The organism is Corynebacterium sp. HMSC05D08, from assembly GCF_001807215.1.
GTDB lineage: Bacteria > Actinomycetota > Actinomycetes > Mycobacteriales > Mycobacteriaceae > Corynebacterium > Corynebacterium striatum.
This window is the reverse complement of the sequence record NZ_KV788306.1, coordinates 31,471-49,977: the sequence shown is the minus strand read 5'-3', so window position 1 is coordinate 49,977 and position 18,507 is coordinate 31,471. Positions and strand designations below refer to the sequence as shown.

The window sequence follows — 18,507 nt, the reverse complement described above, 5'->3', positions numbered from 1 at the left end:
TCTAGCCCAGAGCCCGCAAATGCCCCACATCGTTGAAGCCGCGCAGCATAGAGCCGCCGTCCCAGAATTCCGCAATGCTTATCGACGCCAAGTCCAAGAACAAGCGATTAAATGTCACCGGCCCTGCGTCCAAGCTCTGCCTGATAAAGGACTTGATCGGATTGACATGCGAGACCACAACCACGGTCTTGCCCGCGTACTTTTCCTGCAACTCCTGGCGGGTCTTGCGCACCCGGCGGTGAACCTGCTGCAAGGACTCGCCGCCGGGGCAGGCCACGGAAGGATCCTCGAGCCACTGGCTGTGCAGCTCCTCGTCCGTGGCATGCGCTTGCGCGAAAGTCTTGCCCTCCCAGAGACCAAAGTCGACTTCGATAAGACCCTCGACTGTCTCAATGCTCAACTTTTCGCCCTCGGTACCGTCGGGATGAGCGGGGCGCACGCTGGCCGCGATGGCTTGGGCGGTCTGCTGGCAGCGCTTGAGCGGCGAGCAGACGATGGCGTCGGCCTGTGTCTCGGCGAGCGCCTGCGCGGCTGCGAGCGCCTGCTTCTTGCCCAGCTCGGTCAGCTCTGGGTCAGCATGGCCGGAGTACTGCTTGGCAGCGGACATCTCGGTCTGGCCGTGGCGCACGAGGATAAAGCGCGTGACTGGGCCTTGCTCGGTCATCCAGTCGCTGGGCTGCGGCGCTGCGGTATCTGCCGCGGGCTCGGTGGCGCTGTTGGGGCTGTCTGCGGTCTCTTCCCCCGCGCCCACGATTCCCACCGGGGCACCCGCAGCGGCAGCATCCATCGCCACGTTGGACAGGGCGTCGGCAGCCTTGTTCTTGGCACGCGGCACCCAGGTCAGCGTGAAGCTGCCAATCTGGTCGATGAGTTTGCGTGCCTCCAACGCCAAGGCCTGCATGTCGGGGTGCTTGATCTTCCAGCGCCCATTCATCTGCTCGACCACGAGCTTGGAGTCCATGTAGAAGTCGACATCGTCCGCGCCCATCTCCACGGCGGCCTCCAAACCGCGCAGCAAGCCGTGATACTCAGCCACGTTGTTGGTGGACTTTGTGCCCACCACATACGCGATTTCCCGCAGCAGCTGCTTGCGGTCAGCGGAGTAGACAGCCGTGCCAGAACCCGCGATGCCCGGGTTGCCACGGGAGCCACCGTCAGCAAAAATAACCAGCTTCATTAGGCAGGACGCACCAAGAAGGAGCCGCAGTCGCTGCACTGCGGGAGGACGTCGGCAGGCGCATTGCGCACGGCGTTTTGCTCAGCCGGCGGCAACACGATGAAGCAGCCGCCACAGGCGCGGCCCTTGAACGCGGCAGCGCCCACCCCGTTCTCGTGGCGCACGGTGTCGTAGTCTGCGAGGACGTCGGCAGGCAGCTGCGCGCGCAGCTCACCGATGCGGATAGCCGGGTCCGCCTGCTTCGCGGCGGCGTCGTTAGCTGCCTCCGCGGCACGTGCGAGAACCTCCAGCTGACGCTGCGACTCGTCCACGCGCGCACCGTGTACGTCACGGTTGGAACGCAGGGCGTGAATCTCGTTGTGGGCTTCCTGCAGCTCACTCATCAGATCCGCAATGCGGGACTTCGCAGCGTACAGGTCATGCTCCAGGTCCTTGCGGCGCTCCGGATCGACCTCGGCGCCCAGCTGGGCCTTGTCATCGCGCTCGCGCTGACGCAGCTTGCGCTCATCGGCCTGGATGCGCAGGATTTCCAGCTCCATGTCGTCGACTGCGAGCTGGGCGGAACCGGCGGCGTCGACAAGCCGCTTGTGCTTTGCTTGAGCCTGCTCGTACTCCTGCTGTTCTGGGACGACCTTCTCGCCGCCCACGCCTTGGGAGCGCTCCAGGTTGGCAAGTTCCAGTAGGACAGGCTGCAGTTGCTGTGTCAGTTTCATTTAGTTCTCCTTTGGCTGCTCATGATTTTCCCCATGCGCAGAGATAGTCCATGGGTCGGTGCGCAGCTCGATGATTTCAGTATCCACCTTTAATGCTTCCACCACGATATCGCGCGCCTGCGAGGTCCACGGAAACTCGCTGGCCCAGTGGGCCGTATCGATGACGGCAGGTCCCCCGGCGCGTAGGTGCTCGTCCACGGGGTGGTGGCGCAGATCCGAGGTGACATAGACGTCCACGCCCAGCTCGCGCGCGGTGTCCAGGAACGAATCCCCGGAGCCGCTGGATACGGCAACTCGCTTGACGACGTCCTCCGGGTCACCCGCCGCGCGAATCCCCCAGGCGGTTTCCGGCAGCGCGTTCGCCACCTGCTGTGTGAACTCGCGCAGGGTCAATGGCTCGGGCAGCTCGCCGATGCGGCCAAGACCCAGCGCATCCGCGGGAACCTCGCCGTCAAAGCGCTCGTGCGGCACGACGGGGCGGCCTGGCTCGATTCCCACCAGCTCCGCGAGCTTGTCATTGACGCCGGGGCGCGCCTTGTCCGCATTGGTGTGCGCAGCAAACAGCGCAACGCCGCCCTTGAGCAGGGTGTGGATGACCTTGCCTTTGGGGGTATCAGCCGCCACGGAGGTCACTCCGCGCAAAAGAAGCGGGTGGTGAACGACGAGCATCTGCACCCCGCTGGCGACGGCCTGCTCCGCGACGGACTGGGTGCAGTCCAAGGCGAAGGCGACTTTGGTAACGGAATCGTCTGGGTCGCCGCAAATGAGACCGACCGCATCCCAGCTCTCAGCCAAGTGCGGTGGATATGCCTCTTCAAGGACGCGGCGGACCTCGCCAACGGTGGTGGAAGTGTGGGCCATAGCGGGCCTCCTTCGTGCTTGTATCACTGTGTTTTTCGCTCTCTGCGCGCTGCTGCACTATCCTAGCTTTCGTTCAGAAATCGTTCTATTTGCTCTAAGGTCGTAGCCTGATGACTTCTGAGGACAATCCCTCCGCATTGCACCTCGTGTTTGTATGCACGGGCAATATTTGCCGCTCCCCCATGGCGGAAATCATCGTTCGCGATGCCATGGAGAACGACATGCTCGACCTCATCGCGCGCACGTCCTCCTGCGGCCTTGGCGGCTGGCACGTGGGCCAAGGCGCTGACGAGCGCGCCATCGCCGAGCTGCGCAGCGGCGGCCACGACGGCGCAACGCACCGCGCGGCACAGCTGGGCCCCGAGCACATGGACGCGGACCTTTTCATCGCAATGGACTCCGGCCACCGCGACGCCCTCATCAAGCGCGGCATCGACACAGAGCGTGTGCGCTTGATGCGCAGCTTCGACCCGAACGCCGAGGACCAGAACATCGAGGATCCTTATTACGGCACTGCCGAGGACTTCGCGCGCACCCGCAAGGAAATTGAAGCCGCCGTCCCTGGCCTGCTGGATTGGATTCGCCAAGAGCGGGTCTAGGATAAAAGGCATGCTGAAGACGTTCCTCAAGCCTGGGTGGGTACTGCTGCTCATCTTTGTTGTTGCCTTCTCCTACTTTGCGTTCACGGTTCTAGCGCCGTGGCAGCTAGGCAAGGATGACCAGATTGTGGAGCGCAATCACCTCATTGCGGAGGCCTACGAGGCGGATCCGCGTCCGCTTAATGAGGTGGTGACTAAGGACGGCGCCATCAAGGACGACGAGTGGTCCCGCGCCACGCTCACCGGCCACTACCTCGCCGACGACGAGGTGCTGCTGCGTTTGCGCCCCGTCTCCTCGGGCGCGGTGTACCAGTCCTTGGTCCCGTTCCAGACAGATTCCGGTCTCACAATGTTAGTCAATCGCGGATGGATTGCCGCAGGCGAAGGCAACACCGTTCCGGAGATTCCCCCGGCTCCCGCTGAGGACGTCACCATCACGGGCATGATCCGCGCCGACGAGCCGCAGCACTCTTCCGCACCGATTGACCAGGAGGGCTACCAGCAGGTCTACTCCATTCATACGGAGGAAGTCGCGTCGCTCACGGATACGAAGCTGGGCAAGGACTACATCCAGCTCTCCCCAGAGCAGCCGGGCGAGTTGACCGCGCTGGAGGTCCCGCAGCTCGACCGCGGTAACCACCTTTCCTACGGCTACCAGTGGATTGCCTTCGGCATCATGGCGCCGCTGGGCTTGGGTTACTTCGTATGGTCTGAGATCCGCGAGCGCCGCCGCGCCCGCGAGGAGGAGGCGGCTTTGCACGCCCCGCTTGACGACGCCTCCCCTTTCGAGCCCCTCCAATCCCCCGCCGCGGCGGCCCCTGCTCCGGCGCCTTCTGCTGAGGCCCCTTCTGCCGAGGCCCAGGCAGCCCCTCAATCACGCCGCGCGCGCTCCCGCTACGGCGACTCGAAGCCAGACTTCTATGAGAAGATTCGCGAACGCGGCCAGGAGCGCTTTTAAGCCGTACGCTGTCCTAGAGTTGATCGCGTGAATATCTTTCTCGATGTCGACGGCACTTTGGTCAACTCTTTTCCAGGGATTTCCCGCTGTGCGCAGCTAACTTTTGCCGACTTGGGCTACCCCGTTCCCACGCTCGAGCAGCTGCATTCTTTTCCCGGCCCGCCGCTGGAGATAACGCTTGGGCTGTTCGGCATGAAGGCTGAGGACATCCCACGCGGAGTGGCGACTTTCCGAGGCTACTACCACGACTTTGGGTGGCAGGAAGCGGAGCTCTTCCCTGGCTGGGCCGAAGCACTACCTCGGTGGAAGGCGGCGGGGCACACCATTTGTACGGCCACGAGCAAAGGCGAGGACATGGCGCGGCAGATGCTCACACACCTTGGGGTTGCAGGCTACTTCGACTTCATTGGCGGTGCCGACGACGCCACCGGCTCCCGCCCCACCAAGCGCCACGTCATCGAGTGGGTGCTCGACTCGATGAACCTGCGTGGCCACGAGGAACGAATCCTAATGGTGGGCGACCGCCACCACGACGTCGAGGGCGCGCGTCCACTGGGCATCCGCACTGCTCTCGTAGCTTGGGGCCACGGCAGCCAGGCCGAGTTCGACGACGCCGACTTCTTCGTCAGCTCCATCGAGGACATCGACGCGCTGCTCGCTGCGCTCTAGCGCCGCTGCAGTTTTGGGCCGCGGAACGGTCGGGTCGGCGGCCAAACGTGCACAACTGCCAACGAAGCCCACCGGTTCTGCTCAGGACGCGGCTTCCTCGTCAGTTACGCAGATCCAGCGGGCAAAGCAGGACACCGCGGAGCCGGCACCGACCACAAACACGACGCAAGGCCCTGCGCATTGCACCGAGGACCGACGACAGAAGCTGAAACGTGCACAACTGCCAACGAAGCCCACCGGTTCTGCTCAGGACGCGGCTTCCTCGTCAGTTACGCAGATCAGGGGCTAAGTAGCAAAACGAAAAGTCCCGCGACACCGATAGGAACGATGTCGCGAGACTTCACATTGTGCGGCCTGAGGGGATCGAACCCCCGACCTACTGGGTGTAAACCAGTTGCTCTTCCAGCTGAGCTAAAGCCGCAGTGCGCTTTGACGCTTGCACAAGGTTAGCCCATTCAAGCGCCAAGCTACAAATCCGCAGGTTATTGCTACTTCTTGGTGTTTCCGCGGGCAACAAGACAGGAACCTTGCCATTCGCCCAAACGCTCTGCTTTGGTCTGCACCAAGCCAGCCAATTGGGCTGATTCGGAGATTTCACCTGGCTCGAGGTTGCCCGGCTTGCCCGCACCTGGGGTCAGCAGCCACACTCGGCCGGCGTCGCCAAGCGGGCGGGAGGCGTCAACGAGCCCGTCGACAAGGTCGCCATCCTCGGCTCGCCACCAGAGAAGCACGACGTCGCAAAGCTCGTCGCTCTCCTCCTCGAGAAAGTCCTCGCCGAGAACGTCCTCAATAGATTCGGAGATGCTGGCATCGCAATCCTCATCCCATCCCAATTCAAGGGCGATCTGCCCTTCACGGATGCCGAGTTTGCTGGCCGCATCAGCCACTACTTGATTCCTTCCTTTTTCTGGCATGGAAAAGATCATAACGCCTTCTGCCCCACTTTTCGCGATTGCACTGCAGATTTACCGCACAATCACCTTTTGCAAAGTTCGCAAATAATCGACTTCACCGGCAGTGAAGCTGCCTATGCCCCCTTCACACACACAGATGATCGGGGGAGGCGTATTCTGGTATGCAAACTGTGTAAATCCAATCTAGGAGGTTTAAATGGCTGACCAGGACGCCGTAAAGGGTGACTCCAACTTCCCGATCGTCCGTGACGGAGTTGCTTCATACCTGCATGACAGCGATCCCGAGGAAACCCGCGAGTGGATGGACTCACTCGATGGCCTGCTGGATAACTCCGATCCAGAGCGCGCCCGCTACCTGATGCTCCGCCTGCTGGAGCGTGCGACCGCGAAACGCGTCCCTCTGCCTTCCTTGACCTCCACCGACTTTGTCAACACCATTCCAACCAATTTGGAGCCAGAATTCCCTGGCGACGAGGAACTCGAAAAGCGCTACCGCCGCTGGATCCGCTGGAACGCGGCCATCATGGTGCACCGCGCACAGCGCCCAGGCATCGGCGTCGGCGGCCATATCTCCACCTACGCTGGTGCGGCCCCGCTCTACGAGGTCGGCCTGAACCACTTCTTCAAGGGCAAGGATGATCCGTCTGGCGGTGACCAGATCTTCTTCCAGGGCCACGCCTCCCCGGGCATGTACGCCCGTGCCTTCATGGAAGGCCGCCTGAGTGAGGAAGACCTAGACGGCTTCCGCCAGGAGGTTTCCCGCGGCGAGGGCAAGGGCCTACCTTCCTACCCGCACCCGCGTCTGATGCCTGATTTCTGGGAGTTCCCAACCGTTTCCATGGGCATCGGCCCGATGAACGCTATCTACCAGGCACGCTTTAACAAGTACCTGGAGACCCGCGGCATCAAGGACACCTCCGAGCAGCACGTCTGGGCCTTCCTGGGTGACGGCGAGATGGACGAGCCAGAGTCCCGCGGCCTCCTGCAGACCGCTGCCCTCTACGAACTGGACAACCTGACCTTCGTCATCAACTGCAACTTGCAGCGTCTCGACGGCCCGGTTCGCGGTAACACTCAGATCATTCAGGAGCTGGAGTCCTTCTTCCGCGGTGCTGGCTGGAACGTCATCAAGGTCATCTGGGGCCGCGGCTGGGACAGGCTGCTCAATGCCGACAAGGACGGCGCCCTGGTCAACATCATGAACACCACTTCTGATGGTGACTACCAGACCTTCAAGGCTAACGACGGCGCGTATGTCCGCGAGCACTTCTTCGGCCGCGACGAACGCACCCTCAAGCTGGTTGAGGACCTCTCCGACGATGAGATTTGGGCACTGCGCCGCGGTGGCCACGACTACCGCAAGATCTACGCTGCGTATGCGAAGGCCTTGGATAACAAGGGTACTGGCAAGCCGACCGTCATCCTGGCTCACACCATCAAGGGCTACGGCTTGGGCCACAACTTCGAGGGCCGCAACGCTACCCACCAGATGAAGAAGCTGACGCTGGAAGACCTCAAGCTCTTCCGCGACAAGCAGGGTATCCCGCTCGAGGACGAGGTCCTGGAGAAGGATCCTTACGCACCGCCGTACTACCACCCGGGTAACGATGCGCCGGAAATCAAGTACATGCTGGAGCGCCGTAAAGAACTCGGCGGCTTCCTGCCGGAGCGCCGTGAGAAGTTCACTCCGCTGGTCACCCCGGACATCGATAAGCTGCGCTCCGTGCGTAAGGGCTCGGGCAAGCAGAACGTGGCTACCACCATGGCGCTTGTGCGTACCTTTAAGGAGCTCATGCGCGACAAGGAGCTGGGTAAGCGCATCGTGCCGATTATCCCGGATGAGGCTCGTACCTTCGGTATGGACTCTTGGTTCCCGACTCTGAAGATTTGGAACCCGCGTGGCCAGAACTACGTGCCGGTGGACAACGACCTGATGCTGTCTTACCGCGAGGCTACCGACGGCCAGATCATGCACGAGGGTATCTCCGAGGCAGGCGCGACTGCGTCCTTCACCGCGGCCGCAACTTCTTATGCAACTCACGGCGAAGCGATGATTCCGCTGTACATCTTCTATTCGATGTTCGGCTTCCAGCGCACCGGCGACTCCTTCTGGGCTGCCGGCGACCAGCTGGGCCGCGGCTTCATCATCGGTGCAACTGCTGGCCGCACCACCCTGACCGGTGAGGGCCTGCAGCACATGGACGGTCACTCCCCGGTTCTGGCTTCCACGAACCCTGCCGTCATCAGCTACGACCCAGCCTTCGGCTACGAGGTGGCTCACCTGATTCACCGCGGTATCAACCGCATGTACGGCGAGAACTCCGAGGCAGTCATGTACTACCTGACCGTGTACAACGAGCCAGTTAGCCAGCCTGCTGAGCCGGAGAACCTCGACGTCGACGGTCTACACAAGGGTATCTACCACTACAACACCGCTGAGGGCGGCTCCATCCCTGCCAACATCCTGGCTTCCGGTGTGGGTGTGCACGAGGCGCTGCGTGCACAGAAGATCCTGGCTGACGACTACGACGTCAAGGCTTCCCTGTTCTCTGTGACCTCCTGGGTTGAGCTGGCTCGCGACGGCGCGCGCCGCAACAAGGAGGCACTGCAGAAGGGCGTTGAGCCGACCGAGGCGTTTGCTACCAAGCAGCTCAAGGGCTTCGACGGCCCGTTCGTTGGTGTCTCCGACTTCACCACGGACCTGCAGGAACAGATTCGTCCTTACGTTCCGGGTACCTACGTCGTGCTGGGCGCGGACGGCTTTGGCTTCTCCGATACCCGTGAGGGCGCTCGTCGCTACTTCAACATCGACGCTGAGTCCATCGTCGTAGCAACCCTTGAGGGTCTGGCACGCGAGGGCAAGGTTGAGCGCTCGGTCGTCGAGGAGGCAGCTGCCAAGCTGAAGCTCGATGACCCTACCGCCACCGAGTCCACCTCCAGCGACGAGGAGTAATAACTCGCTCTAGGACGGTTTAGGCCGCTCCTCGGTTGCCCGCTTAGCAGGGCGCCGAGGGGCGGTCTTCTCGTTTTGCGGTGCGGCCGGGGGCACAGAGGGGCGCAAAAGGGCGCAAAAGGGCGCAGAAGGGCGCAGGCTTGTCGTACAACGAGCTCGCTGGCCGACCGGCCAACCGGTCCCATTGGTTGGGTCCCCTACTAAGGGTAGTTTTACGAGTAACCGGTTCCGGGCAGAAGCCGCTAGTGGTCCCTTTACCCCACAAAGGGACCAAACGAATGGGGCCAAACCAGCCGGGGGCTCTGGGAAACAAGCGGAGGCGCGCGGTGGTCGGCAAAGGTCCGGCAAAGGGCCGGCAAAGGGCCGGCGGCCGCGGCAACGCTAGTCCACCAACGGAACCAAGAGGCGACCAAGCGCCTCCGAGATGGCCTCGGGCTCCTCGAGGATGACCATGTGGCCTGCGCCGTCCACCTCAGTCAGCCGGGCGGCCGGCCAGTGCTCCAAGATGACGTCCGACTGGCTGCGCGGAGTCACGATGTCCGCAGATCCCACAATAACCTCACCACGCAAGCGGGCCAGGCGGTCGGCGGCGGCGTACTCGGAGTGGTCGAGAAGGTCGTCAAAGAAGCCCGTGTAACTGGACAGCGGCGTGTCCATCAGCATGGCTACATGGAACTGCAGCTTCTCCATCTGCGGAAAGCCCGCCAGCAAAGCAGCAAACAGCGGCGCGACCCACTGCGCGACCTCAAAGCGGATGCGGTCCATCCGCCTCGGCAGCCGCATGCACGCGTGATACAAACTACCCAGCGCCTTCGACTCGAGAATCTGCGCCACGCCCTTCGCCGCAAAGCGGCGCATCGACGTCGCAATCAACAGCGCCGAGTCAATGCGCTGGTACACCTCGTCCGGCGCGCGGCGAATCACATTGAGCGCCACCATTCCGCCCAAAGAGTGCCCCACGACCACGATCTTGCCCCGGGAGGCACGCTCGGAAAGGACAGCGAGGACGTCGTCAGCCGCGGCGTCCACCGTGCACTGCGCAGGGGCGACTTCGGTGGAAAGGCCGTGGCCGCGGATGTCGACAAGCAGGCAGCGTACCTCCGGGAAATGCCGGCGCATGTAGTCCACCTGACTGTAGTAGGCCTCCGCGGACAGGCAGTAGCCGTGGATGAACACCACAGTGATGTCCGAGTCCTGCGGGCCGACCTCGTACCACGCGATGTCCAGGCCATCGTTGCGCACGGTGCCCAAGGAATCGATTCCAGTCAGCCCGGGCTCGTCCGTGTGATTGTGCAGGGACTCGTAGATGAGGTGCTGTTCGTTGCGACGCGTCGGCCGCAAACGGCGCGCCCAACTGTGCACAATCGTCTTTGCTCGAGCCCTATTAATCATGACCTTCTGATAATAGCCGCACCTACTGATATGACCCTATTAGACTGGACCGCATGGCAAACGACCTCTCCGCGCAATTGCAAGCCCGCTTCAACCAGACCCCGCAAAAGGAGGAGCCCGCAGAAGACACCTACAGCGAAATCACCGCGCTGATTACCAAGGTCACCGGCAGCGCGGAAGGCTTGGAGCGCGACGCCAAGCTCGCCGACTTAGGCGTGGAATCGCTTGAGCGCATCGAGCTGGCCGTGCGAGCCGAGGAGCGCTTCAAGGTGCGCTTCAATGAGGAGACAATGCTAGGCATCGAAACCATCGGCCAACTTGCCGAATACGTGGACAAGCACTTGGAGGAGCAGAAGTGATTTCTTACCTTTCCGATATGGACGGCGTCCTCATCAAAGAGGGCGAGATGATTCCCGGCGCGGACAAGTTCATCCAGTCCCTGTATGACAACGACATCGAGTTCATGGTCCTCACCAACAACTCCATGTCCACCCCGCGCGACCTATCCGCTCGCCTCAAAAACACGGGCCTCGACATCCCCGCGGAGCGCATTTGGACCTCCGCCACGGCCACTGCCGCTTTCCTCACCACCCAAGCGGGCGAGAGCAAGGCTTATGTGGTGGGCGAATCGGGCTTGACGACGTCCCTTCACGAGGCAGGGTGGGTTCTGACCGACAACGACCCAGATTTCGTGGTCTTGGGCGAAACCCGCACCTATTCTTTTGAGGCAATCACAACGGCCATCAACCTGATTCGCGGGGGCGCGCGTTTTATAGCGACCAACCCGGACGTCACTGGCCCAGCCCCACAGGGCGTACTGCCTGCCACGGGTGCCGTTGCCGCACTCATCACCGCGGCCACGAACCGCGAGCCCTATTACGTGGGTAAGCCCAACCCGGTCATGATGCGTTCGGCACTCAACCACATCGGTGCGCACTCGGAGAACACGGTCATGATTGGTGACCGCATGGACACCGATGTGAAGTCGGGCCTTGAGGCGGGCCTGCAGACCATCCTCGTGCGCACGGGCATCAGCGACGATGCCGAGATTCAGCGCTACCCCTACCGACCGAACCAGGTCATCGATTCGGTGGCCGAGTTGGCCGACCGCGTGACGCAGCCCTTCCCCAAGGCCGATTAAGCCACGTCAACGCGGGCGTTGAACCCGTATTCCCCTGCTAAGAGCTCGACTGCCCTTCCGAGGGCGGCGAGCTCTTCGTGCGTTCCGGTGAGCACCTGGCGGCAGCCGATGCCTACCGGGAGGGTTCCGGTGGCAGCGCGGGCGAGCTCGGCGTCGCCGGGCATGTCGCGGTACCACCGCGTGCACCATTGGGCGGTGAGCGGATCGTCGCCGGGGACGATGAATTCCGATTCTGTGGTGATGCAGCGTGCCATGGCACGCTCGATTGCCGGGCGCAGCGTGCGGGGCATTCCCGCAATTGTGAGCACGGCGGTGCGCACCTGTCCGACATTGCGGTGCGGCCAGGCGCTTGGCGACGTCGCGCAAGCGACGACTTCGTGAACGCGAGTATTCACGCCGATTCTCCTTCGACATGTTTAAAGCGCACTGAAGCTACCCCCGCGAGGGGGCAGCTGGAGCGCGCCAGACGAGCTTCGTCTTCCCCAACGAACTGTCTTCGCGTTTGGGCCGATTCTTCCCCGTCACATAAACCCCATCAACCCTAAACAACCACTTCAACCCCCATTTGCTCAATCTCAACCAAAGGTTGAAAATTCACATGCGGCACACTAGTTTACTTGCGTCGCATGCGTTACAGAATCTGCTATAAATCACACTCCTTTGTCGCCCGAAAGTTTCGCCGCTATCGTTTAACCTCATGCGCCTCAACAAGCTCGTTGCCGCCGCGGGGGCGGCCACTCTTTCCCTCGCCGTCCTCAGCCCGGTCGCCACGGCACAGTCCGTCTCAGGCTCTTCGTTGGACGAAGCTTTTGGCTTGTCCCCTCAGCTGACTGACGTTCTCGGCCAGCTCACCAGCTCGACTGGCTCCACCGGCGTCGGCGGGACCAGTACCACTGAGTCCGTTAACGTTGCCGGCCAAGGAAACCGCTCTTACATCCTGCAGCTGCCGGAAGGCTTTGACCCCGCCAAGTCCTATGACTTGGTCTTCGGATTCGGTGGCATGGACCACGAAGCTCCGCGCGCCCAGGAGATCATCCGTCTCTCGGAGGCGGCTAACGGCGAAGCCATCGTGGTCTACCCGCAGCCCACCTTCCAGAACGGCCACTTTGGCTGGGAGGGCCCCCACTACGGCGGCGCCCGCGGCAAGGACGTAGCCTTCGTGCGCGCGATTTCCGATTCCCTCCACGCTCGCTACAACATCAACAGCACCTACGCCACGGGCCTATCCAACGGCGGTGGAATGGCCATGAACTTGGCATGCCAAGCGCCGGACCTCGTTGATGCGGTAGCTGGAGTCGCAACCGCAAACTATGGCCCCATCTACACGGGCTGCTCTGGCTCGGTTCCGACTCTGTTCCTGCACGGAACTGAGGACAAGACCGCTCCGTACTATGAATCCGGCTCCAACCCGCACGGCGGAACCTACCTCTCCGTTGTCCAGGCCTTCCGCGCCGTGGGCGAACGCAACGGCTGCGATATCAACAGCAAGTCCATCGAGTCACGCGGAAGCTTCAACGCTGAGCAGATGCAAGGATGCGCTGCTGACACAGTGCTCTACACGGTTCCAGGCGGCGAGCACACGTGGTTCCCGAACAACCCGACCGCCACTCGTGAGGTTTGGGACTTCCTCAACTCCCACTAAGCAAAGGCACCGCTGTCTCCACGCTAGGAGCTTATTTCTTTCCAAATCGCTGAATTGGACTCTGCCCACAGGGGCTTAGCCCAGCTGCCAAAATCGCGGTCAGTCAATGCGACCATGGCCCAGTCCCCGGCCACCCAGAGGTAGGTGCCAGACATGCCGAAGTGGCCGACGGCGTCGGCAGGCAGGGCGCCCATCCACTGTTCCTTCTTCGCGTGGATTTCAAAACCTAGGCCCCAGGCACAATCCTTGAAGCTGCCGTATCCGGGAACAATACCCCGCAGCCCTGGGAACTGGACTGTGCGCATCTCAGCCACAGTGCTCGGATGCAGCAAACGCGGTTTGAGGACCTCTTGTGCAAAGACCGTGAGATCGTCGACTGTGGAGATCAAGCCATGGCCCGCAGAGCCATTGAGAAAAGTAGCGTTCATTCCCAGCGGCTTGCACACCCCCTCGCTGAGATAGTCCGGAAACGCCATCCCTGTGGCTTCCTCTACCACTTGCGCAGCCCACTCATAACCAGCCGATGAGTAGATGCGCCGCTGCCCTACTGGGCGCTGCAGCTGCCGAGAATCAAAGGCCACCCCCGACGCATGGGAGAGCAAGTGCCGAAGCGTCGACCCCTCAGGACCCGCTGCCTGATCCAGCTCGACTGCCCCCTCTTCGACCGCTAGAAGCACAGCATAAGCCGAGACCAGTTTCGTCACTGAAGCCACGGGAAACTGCCGCGAGGTATCGCCTAAGGATTCCACAACGCAATCGCCTTTAATCAGCGCTGCTGAAACTGTTTCTACCGGCCAGGCCTCGAGGTGCGATAACGAACTCATACTTTGCAACTTTACCCATCGAAAACGAAAGAGCCTCCCATTCTTTCCAGAATCCGACCAGAATTAGTTAGCCACGCTCGGCTGCTCCGTTTCCTCCCCAGCCGGGGTGTCCGTGGCTCCCGCGTCGTCGCCAGGCGTAGCCCCAGCCGTGTCTTGCGGGGTCGGGGCAGCCGGCGCCGTGCTCTCTTGGCCGCCTAGGGTATCCTCCCGCACGCGGCGCTCGTCGCGATTCTTTTTCGAGTCATCAGAATTTTCGCCTGCCGCGGCTCCATCCGAATTCGCGTCATTCGGCTCACTGGATGGAGCGTAGGCATCGGCAGATTCCTCCGTTACGTTGTCTGCGCCTGGGTTTTCAGTGGCCGAGACCTCTGGTTCCGCGGTCGGGACGGGGGCGCTGGTGGTGGCCGGCGCTTTACGCTCCGTCCAGTAGGCGGGGTTGAGCCAGCCTGTACCGGCATCTTCGGGGTCCCACGACGCAAAGAGAAGCAACCCGGTAACCAAGAGCCCCACCAAGAGGCTGGTGGTTGAAGAACGTACGCGTCCACCCAGGGTCCATAGCCTGCGGAACTTTCCCGAGGGAGCGTCCTGCCGCCAGATGCTGGTGTGTGCGTCAGCGTCTTCTAAATCTGAATCAGCATCGGCGGTAGCGGGGCGGCCGGGCCCGTGGTCCTTGGATTCCACCGCATCGCTTTCCAGATGCGCGCTATCGCCCGCATTGCTAAAAGACTTCGTGGCGTTGTTGCTAGCGCTTTCCGACGCCGCCATTGCCGCGGCAGCAGACTCCTCCGGGCCTTCTGCGCTCACCGGTTGCTGCGCAGACGGCTTCGCACCCCCAGGCGCATCAGTGTCTGGGGAGGCTGCGCCAGTGATCCTATCCATAGGAAATGGGACAGCCCCAGCGGCATCGGCTGGCAAATTGTAGTGATCCCAAAAAGCTGACAGCAGTGCCGAGCGAATAGCGCGTTCAACGGCCCACTGCCGCGAGGGGTTCACCTGCACCAGCACGCGGTACTTGACCTGCCATGGTTGGCCTGCCACGGTGGGTTCCACGATGCCCGTGGCGGAGAGGATTTCCAGCTCGCCGGCGACGTCGTCCGCAATTGTGGGGTCTTGAATAGCTTGTTCCGAAATGGAACGGACCCGGGTGGTTATTTCTTCCAAGGTCTCACCCTCGTGGAGCGGCACAGCCAAATCCACGACGGCACGGGAGCAGTCCTGCGAGTAGTTGGTCACTACTCCAGCGGAACCGTTGGGCACCATGACCACTTCGCCGGTAGGGGTACGCACCTTGGTTGTGCGCAGGGTCAATGCAACGACTGTGCCCTCGACTCCGGTAGCACCGTCGAAACTGACGTAATCTCCCACGCCGAATTGTTTCTCGGAGAGGATGAAAAAGCCCGCTAGGAAATCACCGATAATCTTCTGGGCACCGAAGCCCAAGGCAGCGGAAACCACAGTCGCAGGGATCGCAGCGCCCAGCGCAGGCACACCCAGGTTGGAAAGAGCGGCCAAAACCAACAAAAAATAGGCCACCGCTTGCAGCACGTAGACCAGAGCGCCGCCCAAGGCCAATCTGGCTTTGGTCGATTCTTCGCTTTCATCGAGCCTCGATTCGAGGACGCGAATGGCGAGCCGGCCCAAACGCGGGACCAACATGCCCAGCAGCAACAATGCTAAAAGGGGCAACACGTGGTCGATGCCAACCTGCCACAACCGAATGAAGAAGTAGCTAATCAGGTTCATGTATTCCACAGTAGCTAGCCCACCGCGTAAAAAGCTCGGCCTCGACGCTGGGAATGTCCTGGGAAATCAGCCCTGATTCCGTTCCTCATAGCGCTTAACGAGTCTTTCAACCAGCTCATCTGTCAGTTTCTCGTCGGCGAGAATCATGTCGAGTATATCTCGCTGCACTTTACTGCCATCAAGACTTAACTGCTGGCTTTCCTCGTCATAATTTTCGTAGGAATCGCCGCTGATATCCACACCAATTCCATCCAGGAAGCCATGACTTTCGGCCGCATCCGGAGTGGGATCCTGGTGCATCTCAGCGACGTCTTCAGCAAATGCCTCCATAAAGTCCGAGACATCCGAGGCCGCCTCCGTACGGCGCCTGCCGGCCCGCACCTGTTTCTCAATCCTGCGCTGCAGTGCTTTTTCCATCTGCTGGTGCCGCCACGCGCGCAGCTTTGTGGGCTCTAGACGACGCCCCACTGCCCGGCTTTTATCTTCAGCTTTACGGGCGAGCACCATGACCTGCGCGGCGGTGTCATTAAGCGGTGCCCACTCTTGACGCGCGGGGACCCGCCATCCCGCCCAGATTCCCAGCATGGTAAGGACAAAGGATGCCACTGGGCCAACGAGCATGCCCCACGCCAGGCTATCGAGCGAATTGGCAACCAGCACCACGGCCGAACAAGCCACGGCGGGAATGACGGTGGGCTGATTGTCCCCAAAGACAGCAGGCTCGCGCCCCATACAGATGTCACGAATCATGGAACCGCCGGTGGCGGTGAACACACCCATCATGACGCAGGGAATAAGGGGCAGGCCGTAGGTCAGCGCTTTCACTGTTCCGGTTGCCGCCCACAGTGCGGAGACTACGGCATCCCCGTGAGATTGGATATAGTCCCAGGTTCTGCCTTTGAAGTAGATGAATCGTGCAATCAGCGCGCCTGCGAACGCAAGGTAAAGGTACTCCGGCTGCGACATCGCAGCGACCGTCCCCCGATTGATGAGGACGTCGCGAATCATGCCGCCGCCCAAAGAGGAGAACATCGCAATGAAGAAAAAGCCCACAATGTCATAGCCGCGCTGGCGCGCAAGCGTGCCACCGATGATCCCCATCAATAACACGCCGCTGACGTCGGACCAGTAGTACAGCGCCTCAATCAGCGGATCCACTTCAACATTCATGATTCCAGTCTATGAGCAGAGGCGGCCTACGGCGGGGAAGCCCCTAGTCTTTTCCACCGGCTCATCGCGCTCGCGGGCGATGAGCCCACCGAGCAACGCCATAAAGACAAATAGACCGCCGGCAATACTGCCAGCGGCCTAGGGTAAAGAACTTGCAGTTACATATCGAAGAAGACCCGCAGATCCTCTGCAATGGCATCCAGGCGGGCCGGATCCGGGGACTCCAAGTAGCACTTGAGCTTCGGCTCGGTGCCAGACGGGCGCACGATGACGCGGTCATCGTCCACGGTGTAGAGCTTCATGCCTTGGGCAAACTTCTCTGCCTTTGCAATCTCCGAGCCCGCCAGTTGAGTCGGTGGGGTCGAGGTGATCTTTTCCATGCCGCGGGTAATCAGCGAAAGGTCTTCCACACGGAAGGTCAGCGGAGCGGTGGCCAGGCGGCCCACGGTGGAGTAAATCTCCGCGAGACGGTCCTGCAGGGTGATGCCTGCATCCTTGCACTCCGAGGCCAGGCTGGCCAGAACCACCGAGGTGGCCACGCCGTCTTTGTCGCGCACGGCCTGCGGGTCGGGGCAAAAGCCGATGGCTTCCTCGTAGCCAAAGCTCAAGTCATGGGTGCGGGCGATCCACTTAAAACCAGTGAGCGTTTCCTCATGCGGCAGGCCGTAGTGCGCGGCAATGCGGCCCAGCAGGCGCGAGGACACGAGCGAGTTTGCAAACGTTCCGCCCACGCCCCGGCGCGCCAGGTAGTCACCCAGCAGGGCGCCGGTCTCGTCACCGGTGAGCTGACGCCAGACGACGCCGCCTTCCGCACCGTGCGTCGGGATAGCGGCCGCACAACGGTCAGCATCCGGATCGTATGCGATGAGGATGTCTGCGCCGATCTTTTCCGCGTGTGCCTTGCCCAGGTCCAGAGCGCCGGGCTCTTCCGGGTTGGGAAAGGAAACGGTTGGGAAATCCGGGTCCGGCTCGGCCTGTTCCGGTACGAGGGAAACCTCGAAGCCGACCTTCTCGAGCAGCGTGGTGCCTAGCTTTGCACCCACGCCGTGCATGGCGGTCAAAGCGATCTTGGCGCTGGTGGACTGCCCCACCAGCTTCGCGGCGCGCTCGAGGTACTGCGCGCGGGTATCGACTTCCTCGATGTTGTCGGCGGAACGCGGCACCTCGTCGGCAGGCGGCGCCGCAGCAATCGCCGCTGCGATCTCTGCGTCCGCCGGGGAGACAAGCTGCACGCCGTTGGCATCGCCGGTGGCCACGCGGCCGCCCAGGTAAACCTTGTAGCCGTTATCGGCCGGCGGATTATGCGAGGCGGTGACCATGATGCCGGCGTCGGCGCCGAGCTCGCGCACGCTATAAGCGGTCAGCGGCGTCGGGTTCTGCTTCGGCAGCACCAATGCACGGCCGCCGGCAGCGGAGATGACCTCCGCAGCATCCTGGTAGAAATCGGCCGAGCCGTAGCGGGCATCGCAGCCGATGACCACGACTGGGTTTTCAACCTGCTGCTTTAGCCACGAAACCAAGCCATAGGTGGTACGGATGACCACTGCACGGTTCATGCGGGACTCGCCTGCCCCAACGGCGGCGCGCAGGCCGGCGGTGCCGAAGGCCAGCGGGCCTGCGAAGGCGGCGGACAGCGCGGCTTCGTTGCCAGCCTCGATCCACCCCAAGACCTCGTCACGGGTTAACGGGTCTGGGTCGTGTTCGGCCCATGTGCGAGCGTATTCGACAAGTGACATTGTTTCCTCGATTCA

At 61.9% G+C, this 18,507-nt stretch carries 17 protein-coding genes and 1 tRNA gene; 7 read left to right on the top strand and 11 right to left on the bottom strand.

Annotated features, from left to right (window positions below; all coding sequences use genetic code 11):
- Position 1 precedes the first annotated feature (1 nt).
- From HMPREF3148_RS02865 to HMPREF3148_RS02855, 3 genes are read right to left on the bottom strand one after another with little or no spacing between them, the layout of a single operon-like run.
- A complete protein-coding gene (locus HMPREF3148_RS02865; protein WP_046646290.1) occupies positions 2-1,177 on the bottom strand; it encodes a bifunctional RNase H/acid phosphatase in 1,176 nt (391 codons plus the stop codon).
- Positions 1,177-1,890, bottom strand: a complete 714-nt coding sequence (locus HMPREF3148_RS02860; protein ID WP_005528570.1) for a zinc ribbon domain-containing protein — start codon at positions 1,888-1,890, stop codon at positions 1,177-1,179. Before HMPREF3148_RS02860 ends, HMPREF3148_RS02865 begins: the two co-directional genes overlap by 1 nt.
- The gene (locus HMPREF3148_RS02855) at positions 1,891-2,751 is read right to left on the bottom strand and encodes a Nif3-like dinuclear metal center hexameric protein (RefSeq protein ID WP_049062559.1); all 861 of its coding nucleotides are present in this window, start codon (positions 2,749-2,751) and stop codon (positions 1,891-1,893) included. It abuts the gene before it with no gap.
- 110 nt (positions 2,752-2,861) lie between these two features.
- Between HMPREF3148_RS02855 and HMPREF3148_RS02850 the strand changes: the two genes are divergently transcribed.
- Genes HMPREF3148_RS02850 through HMPREF3148_RS02840 form a run of 3 tightly spaced genes read left to right on the top strand, consistent with a single transcriptional unit; the run spans position 2,862 to position 4,977 of the window.
- Complete coding sequence (locus HMPREF3148_RS02850; protein ID WP_005528566.1) at positions 2,862-3,350, top strand: low molecular weight protein-tyrosine-phosphatase; 489 nt, start codon at positions 2,862-2,864, stop codon at positions 3,348-3,350.
- 10 nt (positions 3,351-3,360) lie between these two features.
- Positions 3,361-4,308, top strand: coding sequence for an SURF1 family cytochrome oxidase biogenesis protein (locus HMPREF3148_RS02845; protein WP_049062558.1), 948 nt, complete (start codon positions 3,361-3,363; stop codon positions 4,306-4,308).
- 27 nt (positions 4,309-4,335) lie between these two features.
- The gene (locus HMPREF3148_RS02840; RefSeq protein WP_049147671.1) at positions 4,336-4,977 is read left to right on the top strand and encodes an HAD hydrolase-like protein; all 642 of its coding nucleotides are present in this window, start codon (positions 4,336-4,338) and stop codon (positions 4,975-4,977) included.
- Positions 4,978-5,325: 348 nt separating this feature from the next.
- On the opposite strand, the gene HMPREF3148_RS02835 is transcribed toward HMPREF3148_RS02840, so the two are convergent.
- Positions 5,326-5,398 (bottom strand) — tRNA-Val (locus HMPREF3148_RS02835).
- 67 nt (positions 5,399-5,465) lie between these two features.
- Positions 5,466-5,903: a DUF3052 domain-containing protein gene (locus HMPREF3148_RS02830; protein WP_223197441.1), complete on the bottom strand. Its 438-nt coding sequence runs from the start codon at positions 5,901-5,903 to the stop codon at positions 5,466-5,468.
- A 184-nt stretch (positions 5,904-6,087) separates the two neighbouring features.
- On the opposite strand from HMPREF3148_RS02830, the gene aceE reads away from it, so the two are divergent.
- Entirely contained in the window at positions 6,088-8,844 is a 2,757-nt protein-coding gene (gene aceE, locus HMPREF3148_RS02825; RefSeq protein WP_049152386.1) for a pyruvate dehydrogenase (acetyl-transferring), homodimeric type, read from the top strand.
- A gap of 381 nt (positions 8,845-9,225) precedes the next feature.
- Here the strand turns inward: aceE and HMPREF3148_RS02820 are convergent, their stop codons facing one another.
- A complete protein-coding gene (locus tag HMPREF3148_RS02820; RefSeq protein ID WP_049062874.1) occupies positions 9,226-10,236 on the bottom strand; it encodes an alpha/beta fold hydrolase in 1,011 nt (336 codons plus the stop codon).
- Positions 10,237-10,289: 53 nt separating this feature from the next.
- Here HMPREF3148_RS02820 and HMPREF3148_RS02815 point away from each other — a divergent pair, with 53 nt between their 5' ends.
- Together HMPREF3148_RS02815 and HMPREF3148_RS02810 are read left to right on the top strand one after the other, a co-directional pair.
- Complete coding sequence (locus tag HMPREF3148_RS02815) at positions 10,290-10,595, top strand: acyl carrier protein (protein WP_005528551.1); 306 nt, start codon at positions 10,290-10,292, stop codon at positions 10,593-10,595.
- A complete protein-coding gene (locus tag HMPREF3148_RS02810; protein ID WP_046646281.1) occupies positions 10,592-11,377 on the top strand; it encodes an HAD-IIA family hydrolase in 786 nt (261 codons plus the stop codon). Before HMPREF3148_RS02815 ends, HMPREF3148_RS02810 begins: the two co-directional genes overlap by 4 nt.
- Here HMPREF3148_RS02810 and HMPREF3148_RS02805 read toward each other — a convergent pair.
- Positions 11,374-11,772: a hypothetical protein gene (locus HMPREF3148_RS02805; RefSeq protein WP_046646280.1), complete on the bottom strand. Its 399-nt coding sequence runs from the start codon at positions 11,770-11,772 to the stop codon at positions 11,374-11,376. The genes HMPREF3148_RS02810 and HMPREF3148_RS02805 overlap by 4 nt on opposite strands.
- A gap of 302 nt (positions 11,773-12,074) precedes the next feature.
- Between HMPREF3148_RS02805 and HMPREF3148_RS02800 the strand changes: the two genes are divergently transcribed.
- A complete protein-coding gene (locus HMPREF3148_RS02800; protein WP_049152385.1) occupies positions 12,075-13,019 on the top strand; it encodes a CE1 family esterase in 945 nt (314 codons plus the stop codon).
- A 23-nt stretch (positions 13,020-13,042) separates the two neighbouring features.
- Here HMPREF3148_RS02800 and HMPREF3148_RS02795 read toward each other — a convergent pair whose 3' ends face one another.
- From HMPREF3148_RS02795 to HMPREF3148_RS02780, 4 genes are all read right to left on the bottom strand, one after another.
- The gene (locus tag HMPREF3148_RS02795) at positions 13,043-13,843 is read right to left on the bottom strand and encodes a serine hydrolase domain-containing protein (protein WP_049152382.1); all 801 of its coding nucleotides are present in this window, start codon (positions 13,841-13,843) and stop codon (positions 13,043-13,045) included.
- 63 nt (positions 13,844-13,906) lie between these two features.
- Positions 13,907-15,586, bottom strand: a complete 1,680-nt coding sequence (locus HMPREF3148_RS02790) for a mechanosensitive ion channel domain-containing protein (RefSeq protein WP_070508640.1) — start codon at positions 15,584-15,586, stop codon at positions 13,907-13,909.
- Between the two features lie 66 nt (positions 15,587-15,652).
- The gene (locus tag HMPREF3148_RS02785) at positions 15,653-16,756 is read right to left on the bottom strand and encodes a trimeric intracellular cation channel family protein (RefSeq protein ID WP_049147686.1); all 1,104 of its coding nucleotides are present in this window, start codon (positions 16,754-16,756) and stop codon (positions 15,653-15,655) included.
- Positions 16,757-16,914: 158 nt separating this feature from the next.
- Positions 16,915-18,492: a phospho-sugar mutase gene (locus HMPREF3148_RS02780; RefSeq protein WP_049147688.1), complete on the bottom strand. Its 1,578-nt coding sequence runs from the start codon at positions 18,490-18,492 to the stop codon at positions 16,915-16,917.
- Positions 18,493-18,507: the final 15 nt, after the last annotated feature.

Excerpts from the sequence above, each read along its gene's own strand:
- HMPREF3148_RS02830 (WP_223197441.1), bottom strand. The coding sequence starts at position 5,903 with ATGATCTTTTCCATGCCAGAAAAAGGAAGGAATCAAGTAGTGGCTGAT.
- HMPREF3148_RS02845 (WP_049062558.1), top strand. The coding sequence starts at position 3,361 with ATGCTGAAGACGTTCCTCAAGCCTGGGTGGGTACTGCTGCTCATCTTT.
- HMPREF3148_RS02780 (WP_049147688.1), bottom strand. The coding sequence starts at position 18,492 with ATGTCACTTGTCGAATACGCTCGCACATGGGCCGAACACGACCCAGAC.
- HMPREF3148_RS02795 (WP_049152382.1), bottom strand. The coding sequence starts at position 13,843 with ATGAGTTCGTTATCGCACCTCGAGGCCTGGCCGGTAGAAACAGTTTCA.
- aceE (WP_049152386.1), top strand. The coding sequence starts at position 6,088 with ATGGCTGACCAGGACGCCGTAAAGGGTGACTCCAACTTCCCGATCGTC.
- HMPREF3148_RS02855 (WP_049062559.1), bottom strand. The coding sequence starts at position 2,751 with ATGGCCCACACTTCCACCACCGTTGGCGAGGTCCGCCGCGTCCTTGAA.
- HMPREF3148_RS02790 (WP_070508640.1), bottom strand. The coding sequence starts at position 15,586 with ATGAACCTGATTAGCTACTTCTTCATTCGGTTGTGGCAGGTTGGCATC.
- HMPREF3148_RS02800 (WP_049152385.1), top strand. The coding sequence starts at position 12,075 with ATGCGCCTCAACAAGCTCGTTGCCGCCGCGGGGGCGGCCACTCTTTCC.
- HMPREF3148_RS02785 (WP_049147686.1), bottom strand. The coding sequence starts at position 16,756 with ATGAATGTTGAAGTGGATCCGCTGATTGAGGCGCTGTACTACTGGTCC.
- HMPREF3148_RS02850 (WP_005528566.1), top strand. The coding sequence starts at position 2,862 with ATGACTTCTGAGGACAATCCCTCCGCATTGCACCTCGTGTTTGTATGC.
- HMPREF3148_RS02860 (WP_005528570.1), bottom strand. The coding sequence starts at position 1,890 with ATGAAACTGACACAGCAACTGCAGCCTGTCCTACTGGAACTTGCCAAC.
- HMPREF3148_RS02865 (WP_046646290.1), bottom strand. The coding sequence starts at position 1,177 with ATGAAGCTGGTTATTTTTGCTGACGGTGGCTCCCGTGGCAACCCGGGC.
- HMPREF3148_RS02815 (WP_005528551.1), top strand. The coding sequence starts at position 10,290 with ATGGCAAACGACCTCTCCGCGCAATTGCAAGCCCGCTTCAACCAGACC.
- HMPREF3148_RS02820 (WP_049062874.1), bottom strand. The coding sequence starts at position 10,236 with ATGATTAATAGGGCTCGAGCAAAGACGATTGTGCACAGTTGGGCGCGC.